The sequence below is a fragment of the Abyssibacter sp. genome (genome assembly GCF_964229365.1).
GTDB lineage: Bacteria > Pseudomonadota > Gammaproteobacteria > Nevskiales > OUC007 > Abyssibacter.
This window is the reverse complement of the sequence record NZ_CAXRDQ010000031.1, coordinates 62,953-78,863: the sequence shown is the minus strand read 5'-3', so window position 1 is coordinate 78,863 and position 15,911 is coordinate 62,953. Positions and strand designations below refer to the sequence as shown.

Annotated in this window: 17 protein-coding genes; 10 read left to right on the top strand and 7 right to left on the bottom strand. The window is 62.5% G+C overall.

Annotated elements, in window-relative coordinates; translation table 11 throughout:
* Window positions 1-66: 66 nt before the first annotated feature.
* Window positions 67-2,004, bottom strand: a complete 1,938-nt coding sequence (locus ACE1EY_RS04780) for a choice-of-anchor I family protein (protein ID WP_291513908.1) — start codon at window positions 2,002-2,004, stop codon at window positions 67-69.
* 108 nt (window positions 2,005-2,112) lie between these two features.
* Between ACE1EY_RS04780 and ACE1EY_RS04775 the strand changes: the two genes are divergently transcribed.
* From ACE1EY_RS04775 to ACE1EY_RS04765, 3 genes are all read left to right on the top strand, one after another.
* Window positions 2,113-2,631 carry a DUF1499 domain-containing protein gene (locus ACE1EY_RS04775; RefSeq protein ID WP_291513909.1) on the top strand — a complete coding sequence of 173 codons (519 nt, stop codon included), beginning with the start codon at window positions 2,113-2,115 and terminating at the stop codon, window positions 2,629-2,631.
* 98 nt (window positions 2,632-2,729) lie between these two features.
* A complete protein-coding gene (locus ACE1EY_RS04770; RefSeq protein WP_291513910.1) occupies window positions 2,730-3,185 on the top strand; it encodes a host attachment protein in 456 nt (151 codons plus the stop codon).
* A gap of 93 nt (window positions 3,186-3,278) precedes the next feature.
* A complete protein-coding gene (locus tag ACE1EY_RS04765) occupies window positions 3,279-3,995 on the top strand; it encodes a hypothetical protein (RefSeq protein ID WP_370299594.1) in 717 nt (238 codons plus the stop codon).
* 52 nt (window positions 3,996-4,047) lie between these two features.
* On the opposite strand, the gene ACE1EY_RS04760 is transcribed toward ACE1EY_RS04765, so the two are convergent.
* From ACE1EY_RS04760 to trxA, 3 genes are all read right to left on the bottom strand, one after another.
* Window positions 4,048-4,851, bottom strand: coding sequence for an N-acetyltransferase (locus ACE1EY_RS04760; protein WP_291513912.1), 804 nt, complete (start codon window positions 4,849-4,851; stop codon window positions 4,048-4,050).
* 364 nt (window positions 4,852-5,215) lie between these two features.
* The gene (gene rho, locus ACE1EY_RS04755) at window positions 5,216-6,475 is read right to left on the bottom strand and encodes a transcription termination factor Rho (protein WP_291513953.1); all 1,260 of its coding nucleotides are present in this window, start codon (window positions 6,473-6,475) and stop codon (window positions 5,216-5,218) included.
* Window positions 6,476-6,952: 477 nt separating this feature from the next.
* Complete coding sequence (gene trxA, locus ACE1EY_RS04750; RefSeq protein WP_291513913.1) at window positions 6,953-7,282, bottom strand: thioredoxin TrxA; 330 nt, start codon at window positions 7,280-7,282, stop codon at window positions 6,953-6,955.
* Between the two features lie 291 nt (window positions 7,283-7,573).
* Here trxA and ACE1EY_RS04745 point away from each other — a divergent pair, with 291 nt between their 5' ends.
* Window positions 7,574-8,860, top strand: coding sequence for a DEAD/DEAH box helicase (locus tag ACE1EY_RS04745; RefSeq protein WP_370299593.1), 1,287 nt, complete (start codon window positions 7,574-7,576; stop codon window positions 8,858-8,860).
* A 31-nt stretch (window positions 8,861-8,891) separates the two neighbouring features.
* Here the strand turns inward: ACE1EY_RS04745 and yrfG are convergent, their stop codons facing one another.
* Window positions 8,892-9,569 carry a GMP/IMP nucleotidase gene (gene yrfG, locus ACE1EY_RS04740; protein WP_291513915.1) on the bottom strand — a complete coding sequence of 226 codons (678 nt, stop codon included), beginning with the start codon at window positions 9,567-9,569 and terminating at the stop codon, window positions 8,892-8,894.
* Between the two features lie 15 nt (window positions 9,570-9,584).
* Here yrfG and cysQ point away from each other — a divergent pair, with 15 nt between their 5' ends.
* The 6 genes from cysQ (at window position 9,585) to ACE1EY_RS04710 (ending at window position 14,060) form a co-directional block, all read left to right on the top strand.
* Entirely contained in the window at window positions 9,585-10,382 is a 798-nt protein-coding gene (gene cysQ, locus ACE1EY_RS04735) for a 3'(2'),5'-bisphosphate nucleotidase CysQ (protein WP_291513916.1), read from the top strand.
* A gap of 47 nt (window positions 10,383-10,429) precedes the next feature.
* Entirely contained in the window at window positions 10,430-10,909 is a 480-nt protein-coding gene (locus ACE1EY_RS04730; protein WP_370299592.1) for a hypothetical protein, read from the top strand.
* Between the two features lie 19 nt (window positions 10,910-10,928).
* Window positions 10,929-11,414: a hypothetical protein gene (locus tag ACE1EY_RS04725; protein ID WP_370299591.1), complete on the top strand. Its 486-nt coding sequence runs from the start codon at window positions 10,929-10,931 to the stop codon at window positions 11,412-11,414.
* Window positions 11,415-11,429: 15 nt separating this feature from the next.
* Window positions 11,430-12,539 (top strand): hypothetical protein, encoded by a 1,110-nt coding sequence (locus ACE1EY_RS04720; RefSeq protein WP_291513919.1) that lies wholly within the window; start codon window positions 11,430-11,432, stop codon window positions 12,537-12,539.
* Between the two features lie 74 nt (window positions 12,540-12,613).
* Window positions 12,614-13,711 (top strand): SMP-30/gluconolactonase/LRE family protein, encoded by a 1,098-nt coding sequence (locus ACE1EY_RS04715; RefSeq protein WP_370299590.1) that lies wholly within the window; start codon window positions 12,614-12,616, stop codon window positions 13,709-13,711.
* A gap of 4 nt (window positions 13,712-13,715) precedes the next feature.
* Window positions 13,716-14,060 carry a histidine triad nucleotide-binding protein gene (locus ACE1EY_RS04710; protein WP_291513921.1) on the top strand — a complete coding sequence of 115 codons (345 nt, stop codon included), beginning with the start codon at window positions 13,716-13,718 and terminating at the stop codon, window positions 14,058-14,060.
* A gap of 10 nt (window positions 14,061-14,070) precedes the next feature.
* On the opposite strand, the gene ACE1EY_RS04705 is transcribed toward ACE1EY_RS04710, so the two are convergent.
* Both ACE1EY_RS04705 and ACE1EY_RS04700 read right to left on the bottom strand, forming a co-directional pair.
* Window positions 14,071-14,274 carry a SlyX family protein gene (locus tag ACE1EY_RS04705; RefSeq protein ID WP_291513922.1) on the bottom strand — a complete coding sequence of 68 codons (204 nt, stop codon included), beginning with the start codon at window positions 14,272-14,274 and terminating at the stop codon, window positions 14,071-14,073.
* Window positions 14,275-14,311: 37 nt separating this feature from the next.
* A complete protein-coding gene (locus ACE1EY_RS04700) occupies window positions 14,312-15,883 on the bottom strand; it encodes an HD domain-containing phosphohydrolase (protein WP_370299589.1) in 1,572 nt (523 codons plus the stop codon).
* Window positions 15,884-15,911 lie beyond the last annotated feature (28 nt).

The following is a 15,911-nucleotide window of genomic DNA, read 5'->3' as shown; positions in this document are numbered from 1 at the left end:
GCTGACGCGCCCCTGCCGGGTCTTCGCAGGCAAACTCTTGCCGAGCTCGCCTGGATCTACTTCGATCTACTGTGCAAATTCCGACACGGTGATCTGATAGATCGCCGTCGTGCCGGAGATTTCGTTCCCAACCAGCAGTAGCGGTTCGCCGTTCGGGCTGTCTGCCGCCGGTACGAAGACCATGCCCTCGGGACCGAGGTCGCCGGCAGCCGGGTTGTAGCTGTCGTCGGGATTCTCGGGATCTTCGGAAAAGTCACGCGGGTTGATGTACTGCACGAAGCGTGGGCTCTCCGGCGAGGAGATGTCGTAGACCATGATGCCGCCAACGCGCTCCAGGCCGATGAAGGCGTAGGTGCGGCCTTCCAGCGTGCCTACGGTCAGGGCTTCCGGTTCCGGCCCCTTGTCGTCGCTGCGGTCGTCGCCTTCGTTGTCGTCGTTGCTAGCGTTAAAGCCGCCGTCGTAGCCGAGGCGCTGTGCGGTGATGACTTCGAAGTCGCTGCCGCTGTCGTATACGCGTGACTGTGTCGCGGCGTCGAAAATCGAGAACGAGCGGCCACCGTAGGCGATCAGGGCGTTGTACTCGCAGGCGGCGGTAGGCTGGCCGCCGGCATTGAGGCAGCTGGGGTCATCCAGACCTTCGGTGGCGATGACCTTGAGGCGGCCGAGATTGGCGTTCTCGAACAGGTCAGCAATCGTGTCACCGTCGCCATCCGTCTCGGAGCTCGGGTAGCGGTCCACGGCGGGAGAATCAATCTCTGCACCGATTTCATCCGGATCAACGATGTCGCGGATGCGGATCTCGTCCAGATAGACCAGGCACTCGCCATCGTCGAAATCGGCCAGGCCCCGCGTACAACTGGCGGCATCCGGCACTTCGCTGATGTACTCGCGGCCGTCGCCTTCGTTGGCACTTAGCAGATAGGTTTTGCCGGCGTGGCTGAAGCTGGCAATGGTGTCGGGCATCAGCAGGCCCTGCACCGGCCAGTTGGCGATGTAGATGGTGTCATCGCTGTTGCTGGCGTCCAGCTCATTGCCGGGCAGGCTGAAGTCTTTCGTGCCCGTGCCCCAGACCGAGGTGATCGTCGCCGTGGCGAGATCGATCTCGGCGAACGCGCTGTTTTCCTGCAGCGAGGCCCAGGCCGTCGCGGAGTCTGCCGACACGGCGATGTACTCGGGTTCCATGTCCTGCGCCACCGTGGCGCCGAAGGGCATGGACAGGCGAACACCCATGTCACGCAGATCGCTGGCCGCAAAGCCCGAGAAGTCCAGCGTGGCGACATCGGCGTCCAGCACGGTGGCGACGCCGCCGCTCACGTCGATGACGCTGATCGTGCCGTCCGGATCAACGGTGTAGTCGTCGTTAGGCTCGCCTTCGTTGGCGGTGATGACGAAATTTCCGTTGGGCGAGAAGGTCACCATGTCGGGGAGGGAACCGACCTGGACGGCGGACAGGAAGCTGCCGTCAGAGGCCTGGTAGAACGCGACGTAACCGAGGTCCGTCTTCGGGTTCGCCTCAATGGCTACGGCCACGATCCCGGCGTTGATGGACACGCTATTGGCCGGCCCCAGCGCATCTGCGCTCGCCACGTCCGTACGCGCGGCCGCCACATCTGCCGACACATCCAATGTCGAACTCAGCACCGGATTCGCCGGCGACGACAGGTCGACAATATCGACGGTCTCCGACTGCGCGTTGACGACGTACAACTGGGCCGTCGGAGCATCGAAAGCGACGATCTCAGCGGCGGCCTCGTCGAACCCGGCCGCGGGGTTTCGGAACGTTCCGATCTTGTTCAGAGTGATGGAAGAATCGGCAGCGCTGTCACCGCCAGGTCCTGCTGGTCCTTGCGGGCCGGCAGGGCCTGCGGGACCTGTTGGCCCCTGCCCACCAGTCGGCCCGGCCGGACCGACTGGCCCCGCTGCTCCATTGTCACCCTCACAGGCGGCCATGCCGGCGCAAAGCGCTGCGACCGCGACAAACTTAAATCCATTTTGTACGCCCACTTCGAACTCTCCCTTATCGTTGGACTAACCGCACACGCTAGCCAGCGAAGTTGACGTTTTCGTGGCATCCCGCCGCGTTGGCGTTCCAACACTGACAAGGAGTCACCGATGGTTGGATGCAAGTCCGCGATGTCGCGACGCAGGCAATACGTGGCTGGGGGTTTTCTGGTGCTGATGGTCAGTGGGTTGTCCGGCTGCGCGGCCCTGGCTGAGCATCGCGTGGGGCTCGCGGGCGACGACGCGCTCGCGCCCTGTCCGCCTGCGCCGCGTTGTGTCAGTTCACAGGCCACGGTGAGTCGCCACTCGGTGCCGCCGCTGGTGTTGGTAGGGTCGCCCGAGCTCGCTTGGAGCGAGGCGGTCGTGGCCTTGGAAGCGATGGACCGGACGGCGGTCGTGGAACGCGAAGATCGCTATGTGCGGGCAGAAGTCGTCAGCCCCTGGGGCGTGTATACCGACGACGTCGAACTGGTCTTCCGACCTGAGCAGGGGTTGATCGACCTGCGCTCAACGGCCCGCTTGGGCTACTACGACTTCCAGGTCAACCGCGATCGTGTTGAGCGGCTGCGCGCGCAACTGGTATCCGAGGGCGTCGTTCGTCCGTTGCGGGGTTCGGCGGTGGATGACTGACTTGTCATCCGACCGAGGCTTCGCGCTATGCTGAACGGCCGGGTTCGTTGGCGTACCCGCGAGCGACCCGGTGATTCACTTGAGCAAGGAGTCGCCGCATGCACGAAGATTTTCAGCACCGACTGGTTGTCGTGGCAGATGCCGCGCAGGCCAAGATTTTTCGCTTTCGCGCGAACCGTCTTCCGCTGGAGCCGGTCGAGGTGCTGCAGCACGATGAGTCTCGCATGAAGAATCGCGAACTCGTGACCGGTGGCCGTGGCGCGACGCATGCCAGTGCCGGCCATGGTGAGGATCAGACGGACGGCAGTCGTCAGGCGCATGAGCACGAGGCCGATCGCTTCGCGGCCGAGCTGGCCGATTGGCTGCGGGACGCCCGCACGCGGCAGGGTGTAGACGATCTGGTGCTGGTCTCGGCGCCCCGTTTCCTCGGCCGCCTGCGTGAGCGCATGGATACACCCACATCACGTTGCGTCACCCGGTCGATCAATAAGGACCTCGTCACGCATCCCACCGACTCCATCGAGCGCGCGCTGGATATGGACGTCGTTCACTAGCCCGCGCAAGCCGGCGCTACCCAGGCGCTGTGGCATCGGGCAGGATATGCGGATCACTTGCCCTTCCGCACGGATGCGGGATTGGACCCGAAAATGACACGCCGTCTCCTACTGGTATCCGCTGTCGCGCTGCTTTTGAGCGCCTGTGCGTCCACTCCGTACAAATCGCTGTCGGAGGCCGGAACGGGGCAACGGGTAGTCGTCATCGGTGCCGTGGACGCCATTCTTTATCTGCAAAGCCGTGGCGTGCAGGAGGCCGCCTTGGGCCGCGACACCATGCGGGTGGATCGGTGGGGGCTTCACGACATCGTGGCCAACGAAGTGGCGGCGATTCTGCGGGCGCGCGGATTTTCCGAGGTGCGGGTTCAGAACAGCCTCGGACTGCGCCAGGAGCTCCGATTCATTGACTCCTACCAACGCCTCAATGCAGCCCAGACCGAGTCACAGCAAGACCGTTTGAGTCGCCTGGCCTCTCGTATGAGCGCTGATGTACTGGTCATCGCGACCGCGGGCGAAGTGGGTGATGTGTTCTTCGGCACCGGAGAAAGCGTGACCGGTTTCGGGGTTTACCAGTACTCGGCGCCATCCGGTCTGCGCAGCGTCAACTTTTCCGCATTGCAGATCACGATGTTCGACGCGTCAGCCGATGAGTTGGGCCACGCGCTCGGGTTCGAGGGCGCGGTCCGCGAAGACGCCGATTGGTTGCGCGTGCTGCAACTGTCCGAAGCGCAGTTGGAGGTCATGCAGCCCGTGATCGCTTCACAGCATCGAACGCTGGCGAAACGGCTGATGCAGGACCTCGGGTTCTGATCAGGGATGGATCACTCGGGGAGAGGCGCCCCCCGGCGAGGTCTGTTGGGCGCTAGGTTCCGACGGCCAAAGCTTCTCGCCCCACGGCCGCACGACGCTTCGCTTGTGCTGCTGCCAGTACGGGCGTCTCGCTAGCGGGCAGTGATGGGGCGAACTGCGCCGGCAACACGTCTACTAACTCGCTAGTGTTTGCGAGCATCAGAATCCATTCGCCGCCATGGCCTTGTTCCGGGAAGCGCTCGGCGACGCGCTGTGCTTCAAAGCGGAACCCAAGACTGTCGTACATCGCTTTGGCGGGGCGGTTGTCGGACGAGACAATCAGGCTGACCTGACGCAACCCCAATGCTTCGGCTCGTCGGACCGAATCCGCTAGCAGCGCGCGGGCAACCCCACGCCGGCGTACGTTTTTGGCCGTGGCCAGGGCGTTGACATACCAGGTGCCGGTTGCCATTGCTTCAAGCTCGACCAAGCCGCGGATCACGCCGCAGCAATTGTTGATCTCATCCCGATCTCGAACGCTATCCAGATCAAATGCTTGGCAAACACCCACGACTTGTCCGTTGTGCGTGTGGACGCGCCCATGTGTGAAGCTGAATTCACCCTCGATGGCGGAGGTATGCCGTAACCCTGCCTCGACAACACTTTCGCCGGGGCGGGCACGCGTACGCCACAAGTACCGGGGAATGCCCTCGCCGGCCAGATCAACCATCTCGGCGATGGTGGGGGCGTCAGCGGGCGTTGCGTTTCTGATGTTCATTGACATGAGCCTTTCCAATGTCTCTTCAAACTTGCTAAAGCAACAAGTGATTGCTGCACTTCCATGAGCAGCGAAATGGCGACTAGCGCCTTCGGTCACTCCAAGTCGTTCCGCGGTTCCCTGTGGGAACTCGCAAGCAGCGGACCAGTTAGTGACTAATACGGTTTGGCAACGCGTGATGGCGTCGCTGTGATGAATTGAATGACTACTTCCCCCTTACGGAAAAACGCGCCGAAACCGGACATGAGACCGTGACGTTCCAGCTCGTTATGGTCCGCATGATCATATTTCGGTCCGTGGTATGCAATTTGTGACGGATACCTCGATACAGCCGGTTATCAGGGCTGAGAGGTGCGCGAGAACCGCCGCAGCATCTCAAGACTCTGTTGCGACGAAATGAAGCCCTATTGCGGTGCAACAAAAAAGGCCCCGATTGGGGCCTTTTCAGGACCTGGCGGCTGTGTTACTGCCGCTTCATGGAGTCGAAGAACTCCGCATTGGTCTTGGTCTGCTTCATTCGGTCGATCAGCAGTTCTACGGCCGCGATTTCGTCCATGGCGTGCAGCAGTTTGCGCAGCACCCAGACCTTTTGCAGCGTGACGGCATCCATCATCAACTCTTCGCGACGCGTGCCGGAGCGGTTGATGTTGATGGCCGGGAACACGCGCTTTTCGGCGATGCGGCGTTCCATCTGGATTTCCATGTTGCCGGTGCCCTTGAATTCCTCGTAGATCACGTCGTCCATCTTCGAGCCGGTTTCGACCAGCGCGGTGGCGATGATGGTCAGCGAGCCGCCTTCTTCGACATTGCGAGCGGCGCCGAAGAAACGCTTGGGCTTCTGCAGGGCGTTGGCGTCGACGCCACCGGTGAGCACCTTGCCGGAGCTGGGGGCTACGGTGTTGTAGGCGCGGGCCAGGCGGGTGATGGAATCCAGCAGGATCACCACATCCATCTTGTGCTCGACGAGGCGCTTGGCTTTCTCGATGACCATCTCGGCCACCTGGACGTGCCGGACCGCGGGTTCGTCGAAGGTGGAGGAGACCACCTCACCACGCACCGAGCGCTGCATGTCGGTCACTTCTTCCGGACGTTCGTCGATCAACAGCACGATCAGATAGGCGTCGGGATAGTTGGCGGCGATGCTTTGCGCCACGTTCTGCATCAACATCGTCTTGCCGGCCTTCGGCGGTGACACGATCAGGCCACGCTGACCTCTGCCGAACGGGGAGACGATATCGATGATGCGGGCGGTGATGTCTTCGGTGCTGCCGTTTCCGAGTTCCATGACCAGCTGTTTCTCGGGGAACAGCGGCGTCAGGTTTTCGAATGGCACCTTGCGCTTGGACTGCTCCGGCGTTTCGCCATTGATCGTGTCGACCTTGAGCAGCGCGAAGTAGCGCTCGTTGTCCTTGGGTGTGCGGATTTGGCCGGTGATGCTGTCACCGGTGCGCAGGCCGAACCGTCGAATCTGGGAGGGCGAAACGTAGATATCATCCGGCCCGGCCTGATACGACGCTTCAGGGGCGCGGAGGAAACCGAAACCATCGGACAGGATTTCCAGCACCCCGTCGCCAAAGATCTGCTGACCCATCTTCGCGCGGGTGCGGATGATCTGGAAGATCACATCCTGCTTCTTCGTGCGTGAGACGTTCTCGATCCCCATCGCTTCCGCTTCTTCGATCACCTCGGAAGCGGTTTTGGACTTCAGCTCACTGATGTTCAGTGGCGGGCCATCGAACTCTGGAATCGGTTCGGGCTGCTGGTCTCGGTTGCGACGACCACGGCGGCGGCGTCCGCCGCTCTGGTTGTTACTGTTGTTGTTCTGCCCCCCGCGATTGTTTCGGTTTCGACCACCCTGGCTGTTGCCATCGTCGTCGCCGTCATCGTCCTGGTTGCCGGCATCATCGGATTCGCCGTCCGAGTTGCCTGGTGCGCTGTCACCCCGGCCTTTGGCCGTTGGTTTTGGTTCGCTGGCCTTTTCGACCGGCTTTTCGGCGCTGGGGGCATCCGGCGAGCCGGCGGGTTCAACAGCCAGCTTGACCTTCTTGCGGGGCTTGCGCTCTGCCTCGGTGTTGTTCTCCGGGCGTTCTGCGACTTCGTCTACGGCGGTCTCTTCTTTGGTCACCGGGTTTCTACCGTGCGAGGGATCAATATCAATCGGGAAATGGCGGGGCCGGCGGCGCCGGCCCCGATGTGAGATTTACGCCAGGTGCTGATCAAGAAAATCAGACAGCTGAGCCTTGGACAATGCACCGACCTTGGTGGCGGCCACTTCGCCGTCCTTGAACAGCATCAACGTGGGAATGCCACGAATGCCGAACTTCGGCGGCGTGCCTGGGTTCTCGTCGACGTTGAGCTTGGCGACCTTCAGCCGGCCAGCGTAGTCATTGGCAACTTCTTCGAGGACCGGCGCGATCATCTTGCAGGGTCCGCACCATTCGGCCCAGTAGTCCACAAGCACGGGCACGGGTGCCTGTTTCACGTCTGTGTCGAAGCTGGCGTCTGTCACGACAGCGATGTTCTCGCTCATAACAACTCCTAAATTAGCAAACATGGGTGGGACTGCGACCGGAGGTCAGCAGTGCCTGAAAAGTGGAAGTGACGACCCCTCGTCGGAAGGGTGTCATCCGTCCCGCCGCGAACATGGCGCTCGCAGGGCGGCAACGCAAGGTTTTGTGGGGAATTTGAATAACGTTGTGCGCTGGCGTGATGGCGCGCACGGGATGAACCGTATTGGAGCCCACTTTTGCTACCATTGCAAGTCGTTTCGGGTGACGCTTCTGTCTCGCCCTCATTTGCACTCTTCAGGTTCCTCCTGCGCATGGCCGACGCCGCACATCTATCGGAGACCCCGTTCTCCGACCTCCCTCTTGCACAACCGTTGCAAGCCGCACTCGCCGAAATCGGGTTCACCCACTGCACACCCATTCAGGCGCAGACGCTTCCCAAGCTCATCGCCGGTCGGGATATCGCCGGACAGGCCCAGACGGGCACCGGCAAGCCGGCCGCCTTCCTGCTGGCCACGATCAATCGTCTGCTCTCCCACGAGCCGGAGCCCATTCGCGAAGGGTTCACGTGTGCCCCACGGGCTTTGATTGTGGCCCCGACACGCGAGTTGGCCATCCAGATCGAAAAGGATGCCGCGACGCTGCTCAAGCAGGTGGATCTAAGTCTGATGGTCGTGTTCGGCGGAACCGGTTATGAGTCGCAGCGCGAGGAATTGCGGGCCGGTGTCGACATTCTGGTCGGCACGCCTGGCCGCCTGATCGACTACTTCAAGCAAAAGGCCTACACCCTCGACCGGGCGGAGGCGGTGGTGTTGGATGAGGCCGACCGGATGTTCGACCTCGGTTTCCTCAAGGACATTCGTTATCTGCTGCGCAAGCTGCCAGAACCGCAGAAGCGCTTGAACATGCTGTTCTCCGCCACGCTGTCGCACCGTGTGCTGGAACTGGCCTACGAGCACATGAATGATCCGGAGCTCGTGCGGGTGGAGGCCGAAACCGTCACCGCCGACCGCGTGCGCCAGACCATGGTGCATGTGTCCAAGGACGACAAGATCGCGTTGCTGATCGGATGGCTACGCCAGCACGACCCTCACCGAACCATGGTGTTCATCAACACCAAGCGGGTCGGCGAACGCGTTGCCGACTGGCTCAATGCCAATGGTTTCTCTACCGCGATCATTTCCGGCGACGTGCCTCAGCCCAAGCGCATGAAGCTGTTGGAGCGCTTCCAGAGCGGTGATCTGGCGATTCTGGTCGCCACGGATGTGGCTGCGCGCGGACTCCACATTCCGGATGTCACGCACGTGATCAACTACGATCTGCCGCAGGATGCCGAGGACTACGTGCATCGCATCGGCCGGACGGCGCGCGCAGGCGCGGAAGGCGATGCCATCAGCTTCTGCTGCGAGGAATACGTCTACTCGTTGCCTGATATCGAACGCTATGTTGGCTTCAAGATCGAGACGACCATTCCGGGGCCGGATGACATGGCCACCGAACTGGTGCGGCCGAAACCGCGTGAGCGCAAGCCGCGCAACGACGGTCGTCGGCGGAGCGGCGGCGGCGGAGGCGGACGGCGTCGCGGTCGCAGCGGCGGCTAGCCGATTTCGGCGGTTCCTGAACGCGCCGCGTTCAGCTCAACAGGATTGCGGCAAGCGATTCGGCCGCTGGGCCATCGTTCAATGCGGCGGCTGGTTGCCGTGAATCCGGCTTGGCGATTCCCCAAACATGGCGGTAGCCGGCGCTACGTGCCGCGTGTCGCACCCGCAGGCTGTCATCGACGAACAGGCTGCGGGCTGGGTCGTGCGGCACACGCTCGCCCAATCGCTGCCAGAAGTCCGGGTGCTCCTTCGGTGCATCGAAATCATGTGAGCTGAGCAGGTGATCGAACAATGGCGCGATGCCGGTCTGCTCCAGCTTGATCTCCAGCGTTAGCGGATGGGCGTTGGTGACCAGCCAGATGGCTTGCCCCTGCAGGCGGCGCTGTTCGATGGCATCGACTGCGCCTTGCAACGGTGTGACGCGATGCTGGCTAGCCCGTTTATGGGCGACGATATCGAGTGCGAGTTCGCGGCTCCAATGCTCCAGGCAATACCAGTTCAGGGTGCCGAAGGCAGCTTCGAACTGGCGTTCCAGGTCGCCACGGATGCTGTCGGGTTCCACGTTCCGTGATCGCGCGACTTCCAGCGGGATGTGTTCCTGCCAGAACCAGTTGTCGTAAGCGAGATCGAGGATGGTGCCGTCCATGTCCAGCATCACCGTGTCGATCTCGTCCCAGTTCAGCGATGAGGTCGGCATAATGGCGTCCATGCGGCGAGTGATGTGATGTCTGACTATCCGGTGACTCTCCAGGCCCTGGTTGCGGTGGCGCGTCGGGCTGGTGAATGCATTATGAAGCACTACGGCGATGAGGTCGCCGTGCGCTACAAGGCGGATGAATCCCCGGTCACCGCGGCGGATCTGGCCGCGCATCAATCCATTCTCGATGAGCTGATCGCGCTCACGCCCGGTGTGCCTCGGTTGTCCGAGGAAGCCGCCGCAGTGCCTTGGGCGCAACGCCAAGCCTGGACACGGTACTGGCTGATCGACCCGCTGGATGGAACGCGCGAGTTCATCGCGCGCAACGGCGAGTTCACGGTCAACATTGCATTGATCGAGCATGGTGAGCCGGTCATGGGCGTGGTGCATGCGCCGGACCTTGACGAGACCTACTACGCAGCCCGCGGACAGGGCGCCTGGATGGCCACCCGGCGCGGATCTCCCGCGCCCATGTTGCTGGCAGCCGCCAAGGTCGCGACGCCGCGTGTGCTGGTCACGCGCTCGCATGCAACGGAGGCGTTGACGGCACTGTTGAATGGCTTGCCTGCTCACGAGGCAGTGCGCGTCGGTAGCGCGTTGAAGTTCGGTCGCCTCGCCGCAGGGGAGGGCGAGTTCTATCCCCGCGTCGGGCCGACTTCAGAATGGGACACCGCGGCGGGTCACTGCGTGGTGGCCGAGGCCGGTGGCAGGGTGCTCGCCGCCGGGGGGCAGCGCCTGCGCTACAACCAGACGCCGTCGCTGCTGAACCCGGATTTTTCCGTCGCGGCGCCGCCGTGCTTCGCCTGGCAGGACACACTGCCTTGAATCGGTCATCTGAGAACAACACCGCCGCAGCCGGGTCTGATGCACCGATGACCGTTTCAACTGCCGTTCGGACCAAACCGGCCAGCCAGTCGCTGGCCCGCTGGGCATTGCGCTTAATGGACGGCCTCACCGGGGCCTGCCTCGGCGCGTTGTTCTATGGCAGCTGGGGTGTGTTTGCGAATTCAGCGCATGGAGTTGAGATCGCGCTTCGTTCCGGCGCCGCGCAGGGCGCGATGAGCTTTGTGGTGACGCTGACGGGCACGACATTGATGCATCGCCTCTATGCCGGCGCCGGAGCCGTTTGGTGGCGTAGCGCACGCGCGGTGTTCGGCGCGCTCGGTATGATTTACGGGTTGATCGTTGGCGTGCATTGGTGGCTCGGAACCCCCGAGATTCTCCTGACCTTGGCGCCGGGTCTGCCCATCACCATCGGATTTTGCTTGGTATTTACGCTCAGCCTCGTGCGACTCGATGTCGCTGGCCCGAATCCACCTGCGGCGGATTGGGCGAAGAAAGGGCTGGAGTAACGGGAACAGGAATAATTGCGTGTCCATCAATGCCTTGATCAACGACAACATCGCCACCCTGCGTGAGGCCGATGCACTGCTCGGATTCTTGTCCGCCCATCACTATGGCGCGGTAGGGCCGCACCTTCGGCATATCGTCGACCACTATCGTTGCCTGCTCACGGGTCTAACCTGCGGTCAGGTTGACTACGACGCCCGTGAACGCTGCCGCGAAACCGAGTTGTCGGTCGCCAAGGCGCGCCGCGTGATCTCTCAGTTGCAGGACGAGTTGCGTGACATCGAAGCTGATGGCGATCGGCCGCTTCCCGTGCGTCTGGCCACCGATGCCGGGGAGACTTCCTCGGTATCGCAGTCGTCGTTGGCGCGTGAACTGCAGTTCGTGCAGGGACATGCCGTCCATCACTTCGCGCTGATACGTAGCACGCTGACCGCGCTGGGGTCGCAGCTGCCGGACAGCTTCGGCAAGGCGCCGGCGACGTTGCGCCACGAACGCGCCAGCGCCTGAGCTCGGAGTCCAACCATGCAGGGTGTTGGCTGGCGAACACGCTGGTCCATTCGCTGGGCGCGATGGCGGCGTTGGGAATTCTGGCCGGGGCCGCTCTTCTACGTGCCGGTTGTCGCCTACATCAGCGCCCGGACCTTGCTGACCGGGCAACTAACGCGTTTCACCGCAGTGAATCCTGGGATTTCTCATGCCGGCGGCCTCATCGGCGAAGGCAAGGATGAAACCCTGGTGCCGTTGGCCGCCCGTGCCGCGGATTTTGTCGCGCCGTTTGAACTGGTCGAGGCTGATCTTGCGCCTGCCGAGCGCACGGCTCGGGCACTGGCCTTCGCTCAACGCCTGGGCAGGCCCTGGCCGCTGGTTATCAAGCCCAACCGGGGCGAGCGTGGCCGTGGCGTGCGGATCGCGCATAGTGAGGGCGCGGTTCGTGACTACTTCAACCGCATGCACCTGCCGGCCATCGTGCAGGCCTACGCGCCGGGGCAGGAGTACGGGTTGTTTTTTGTCCGCCGGCCGGGCGAGCCGGGGGGCTTGGTGTCCATCACCGAAAAGCGGTTCCCCAAGCTTCGGGGTGACGGGCGGAGAACGCTCGGCGCGTTGATACTCGATGATGCGCGAGGCCGCCTGATCTCTCCGCTGTTGTTCGAACGTTTTTCCGATTCACTGGATCGCGTCCCCGGTGCGGATGAAACCATCCCCATGGCAGATGTTGGGAGCCACTGCCGGGGTGCATTGTTTCTCGATGCCAAGGCCTTGGATAGCGAGGCGTTGACCGCGCGCGTTCGCGCGCTTGCCGACGCGATCCCAGGTTTTCACTTCGGCCGTTTCGACGTGCGAGCGCAAAGCGCTGATGCACTGGTTCGCGGAGAGGGCTTTCAGGTGATCGAGGTCAACGGCGCCAGCTCCGAACCGGCGCATGTCTACCACCCGGGAACGCCGTTGTTGGAGGGGCTGCGCAGCTTTTTCGGAATCTGGCGCGACATGATGGATATCGGTGCGGCGAACGCGCAGGCCGGAGCTCCCTGGATTCGTCCCTTCGACCTCGCCGCGATGGCGTGGCGGGAAAACGGCAAGCTGCGCGGTGTGGATTGGCCATCGAACCTGTGGCCAGGTGACCGGCCGCGTTAGGATCTCCCTGCGTTGCCTCGACGAATCGGCAGAAATTCACGGCCACGCCTGCACACGAGTGAGGAGATTCAAGGATGAAACGCGCCGGTACCTGGCTGTTCCTGATTGTCGCGATCATTGGCGGCTATTTGTTGTTCTATCCGGTCGAAATCGATCCGGTGAAGTGGCAGGCGCCTCCCGCGCCGCCCTTGGAGCAGGACTATGCGCTCAACAGCCGACTGAGCACGGTCGAGCGGTTGGCCGTCGGCGCGGGTGTTGGGCCGGAAGATGTCGCCATCTCCGAGAACGGTGACGTTTACACGGGCTATCTCGATGGACGTGTCGTGCGTGTGGACGGTGTCTCTGGCGAGGTGACGACATTGGCGGAAACGGGCGGGCGCCCGTTGGGCATCGCGTTGCTGCCGGATGGCGCTTTGGCCGTCGCCGACGCCTACCGGGGTTTGCTGCGTATCAGCAGGGATGGTCGGCTCGAGGTTTTGGCTGCGCAGGCGAATGGTCTGGCCTTTCGTTTTGCCGATGACCTCGATGTGGCGCGCGATGGCACGATCTACTTTTCTGATGCGTCGTGGAAGTACGGCATGGAGCACATGCTCGCCGACTTTCTAGAACACGACGGAACCGGGCGGCTGTTGCGGTACACGCCGGATGGGGCGGTCGACGAGTTGCTGCAAGGACTCTACTTTGCCAATGGTGTGGCACTGGGGCCGGACGAGCAGTACGTGCTGATTAACGAAACCGGCGCCTACCGGGTATCGCGGCTATGGCTCAAGGGGCCGAAAGCCGGGGAGCGCGACATCTTCATCGATAATTTGCCGGGCTTTCCCGACAACATCAGTTACGACGAGCAAAGCGGCGTGTTCTGGCTCGCGCTGTATGGCCCACGTGACGCCGCACTGGATGCGACGGCGGACAAGCCGTATTTGCGCAAGATGATCTACCGCTTGCCGGAATCGCTACATCCGCAACCGGCGCATCTCGGTTTCGTGCTCGGTCTGGATACCGAGGGCCGGATTGTGGCGAATCTGCAGGACCACGATGACTCGGCCTACGGCCCGGTGACCTCGGCCGAGCGGGCCGGCGACTACCTCTACCTCGGTAGCCTCAAGGCCGCGTCACTTGCGAGGCTTCCCATCGATGCCGCACTCTCCGCCGACGCCTCAACCACACGGTGAATCCATGGCGCAAGCCACCCTGTTCGAGAAGATTCTGGCCGGCGAGATTCCTGGTGAACTGGTCTACGAGGATGCGCAATGCGCCGCGTTCCGGGATATCAACCCGGCAGCGCCGACACATATTCTGTTGGTGCCCCGTAAGCCGATTCCGCGTCTGGCCGACGCCGGCGAGGAGGATGTCGGCCTGCTCGGCCATCTGATGGTTATCGCGCCCAAGATCGCCGCAGCCGAAGGGTTCGGTGACGCCTTTCGGGTCGTCGTCAACAACGGCGCGGACGCGGGCCAAAGCGTGTTCCATCTGCATCTGCACATCATTGCCGGACGTCCTCTGAAGTGGCCACCGGGCTGAGGTGAGCGACTCAGTAGTGCGGCGGGATCTCATGGCCGGGTTGGTCCCCGGCGGGGTGCTCGGCGGCTTCGAGCCGTTGCGTCAGCCGCTCAAGTTCTCGTTCCAATGCCTGGATTTGGCGCTGTTGGCCGTAGAGCGCGTCGCTGAGCTGCCGCAGCGCGTCGTCCTGGTGGGCCAGCAAGGCTTCCAGATGCATGATGCGGTCGTCTGTCATGGCGATGATGAGGCTTGGTCGTGGTGGCGTGAGGGAATCAGTGGTCTTGCAGGGCATCGCGTATGGCGATGATGTCATCCATCGAGTCAAAGAAGGCATCGACCACCGCCGGGCCGAAATGCCGCCCACGCTGCTCCTTCAGAAACTCGAAGCAGCGCTCTAACGGCCATGCGGCCTTATAGCAACGTTCCGAGCTGATGGCGTCGAACACATCTGCGATTGCGGTGATTTGCGCGAAGATATGGATGTCGTCCCCCGCCAGTCCATACGGATAGCCGGTACCGTCCCATTTTTCCTGGTGCTGCAGTGAAATGATCTTGGCCGCTTGCAACACCGGGCGATCTTGGCCGGAGAGTATCGCGGCGCCGATCTCCGGATGTTTTTCCATCTCTGTCCGCTCTTCCGCCGTCAGCTTGCCAGGTTTTTTCAGAATCGCGTCGGCGATGGCGATCTTGCCGAGATCGTGCAGCGGTGAGGCCATCCTGAGAATCTTTGCGTCCTCCTCCGATACCCCAAGCCGCTGGGCGATTACCTGCGAATAGGCGCCGACCCGCTGCACGTGATGGCCGGTTTCCATTGACCGTGCTTCCACAGCTTCGCTGATCAATAGCACGATGTCCTCCTGGCTACGCTCCAAATCGACATTGAGCGCGATGGCGTCCCTGGCCAGCGAGGCGTTGCGGCAGAACAGTTGGACGAGTTCACGGTCCAGCTCGTGTTGCGCGGCATCCGCATGGACGAGAAACACGCGAGGGTTGCCCGTGGCCGATTCCGAGTAGGTGCAGTAATAATTTGCGTGACTGCTGTCGGCACCATCGCGCAGGCAGCGGGTGATCAACTCGGTGGCGGAAGGCGGCAGCGCTGAAATACCCACTCGATTCGCGAGGTCGAAGGCGCCGCTGGCGGCGATGACCTTGAGCGGTTCGGGCTCGCGCCCGTGATCGACGATGACCGCTGATCCGCCTTGGACCAAGACCGAGGCCTGACCGCCGGTCACCAGCCTCGATAATTCGGAGAGCATCCGCTGTTCGGCGGCGGGCAGGTCGTTATCTCCCGCCATGTCGGACAGCGCGTCGAGGATGTCACGCAGACCTGCGGTATGAGCGGCGATGCGCCGCTGGGCTTTTTCCAATGCGCAGATCTGCTCGAACGAACGCAGCGCCGTGAGCACGGCGGTTTTCAGCCGGGTTGCGGTCTGGAAGGACTTTTCCTCGTAGCCGTTGATGTCGAAATCACGCACCGTGTCCCAGGCCGGCGCCAGCCCCGCTTGGCCGGTGCGGATGATCAGGCGTGTCCGGCCCTCATTCAGGGTTTCTCGGATGTAGCGCACGAGGTCGAGGCCGGCTTCGTCGCTTTCCATGACCACATCGATCAAGGCTACGGCGTACAGCGTCTGTCGCAGCATCTCACTGGCCTGCTCGGCGCTCTCGGCCGAGTGCAGCTCCAAGGGGCGGTCAGCGTGCGCCAGCCCCGCCAGGGCCAAGCGGGTGACATTGTGAATATCCGGATCGTCATCGACTAGCAGGACTTTCCAAGTCGCAGAATGTCCGTCCGACGCCGGGATGAGCGGCGTCTCTTCTGCTGCGAATTCGAATTGATCCGATGGCATCCGGTCCTACTGCCTTGGGTTGCATCCG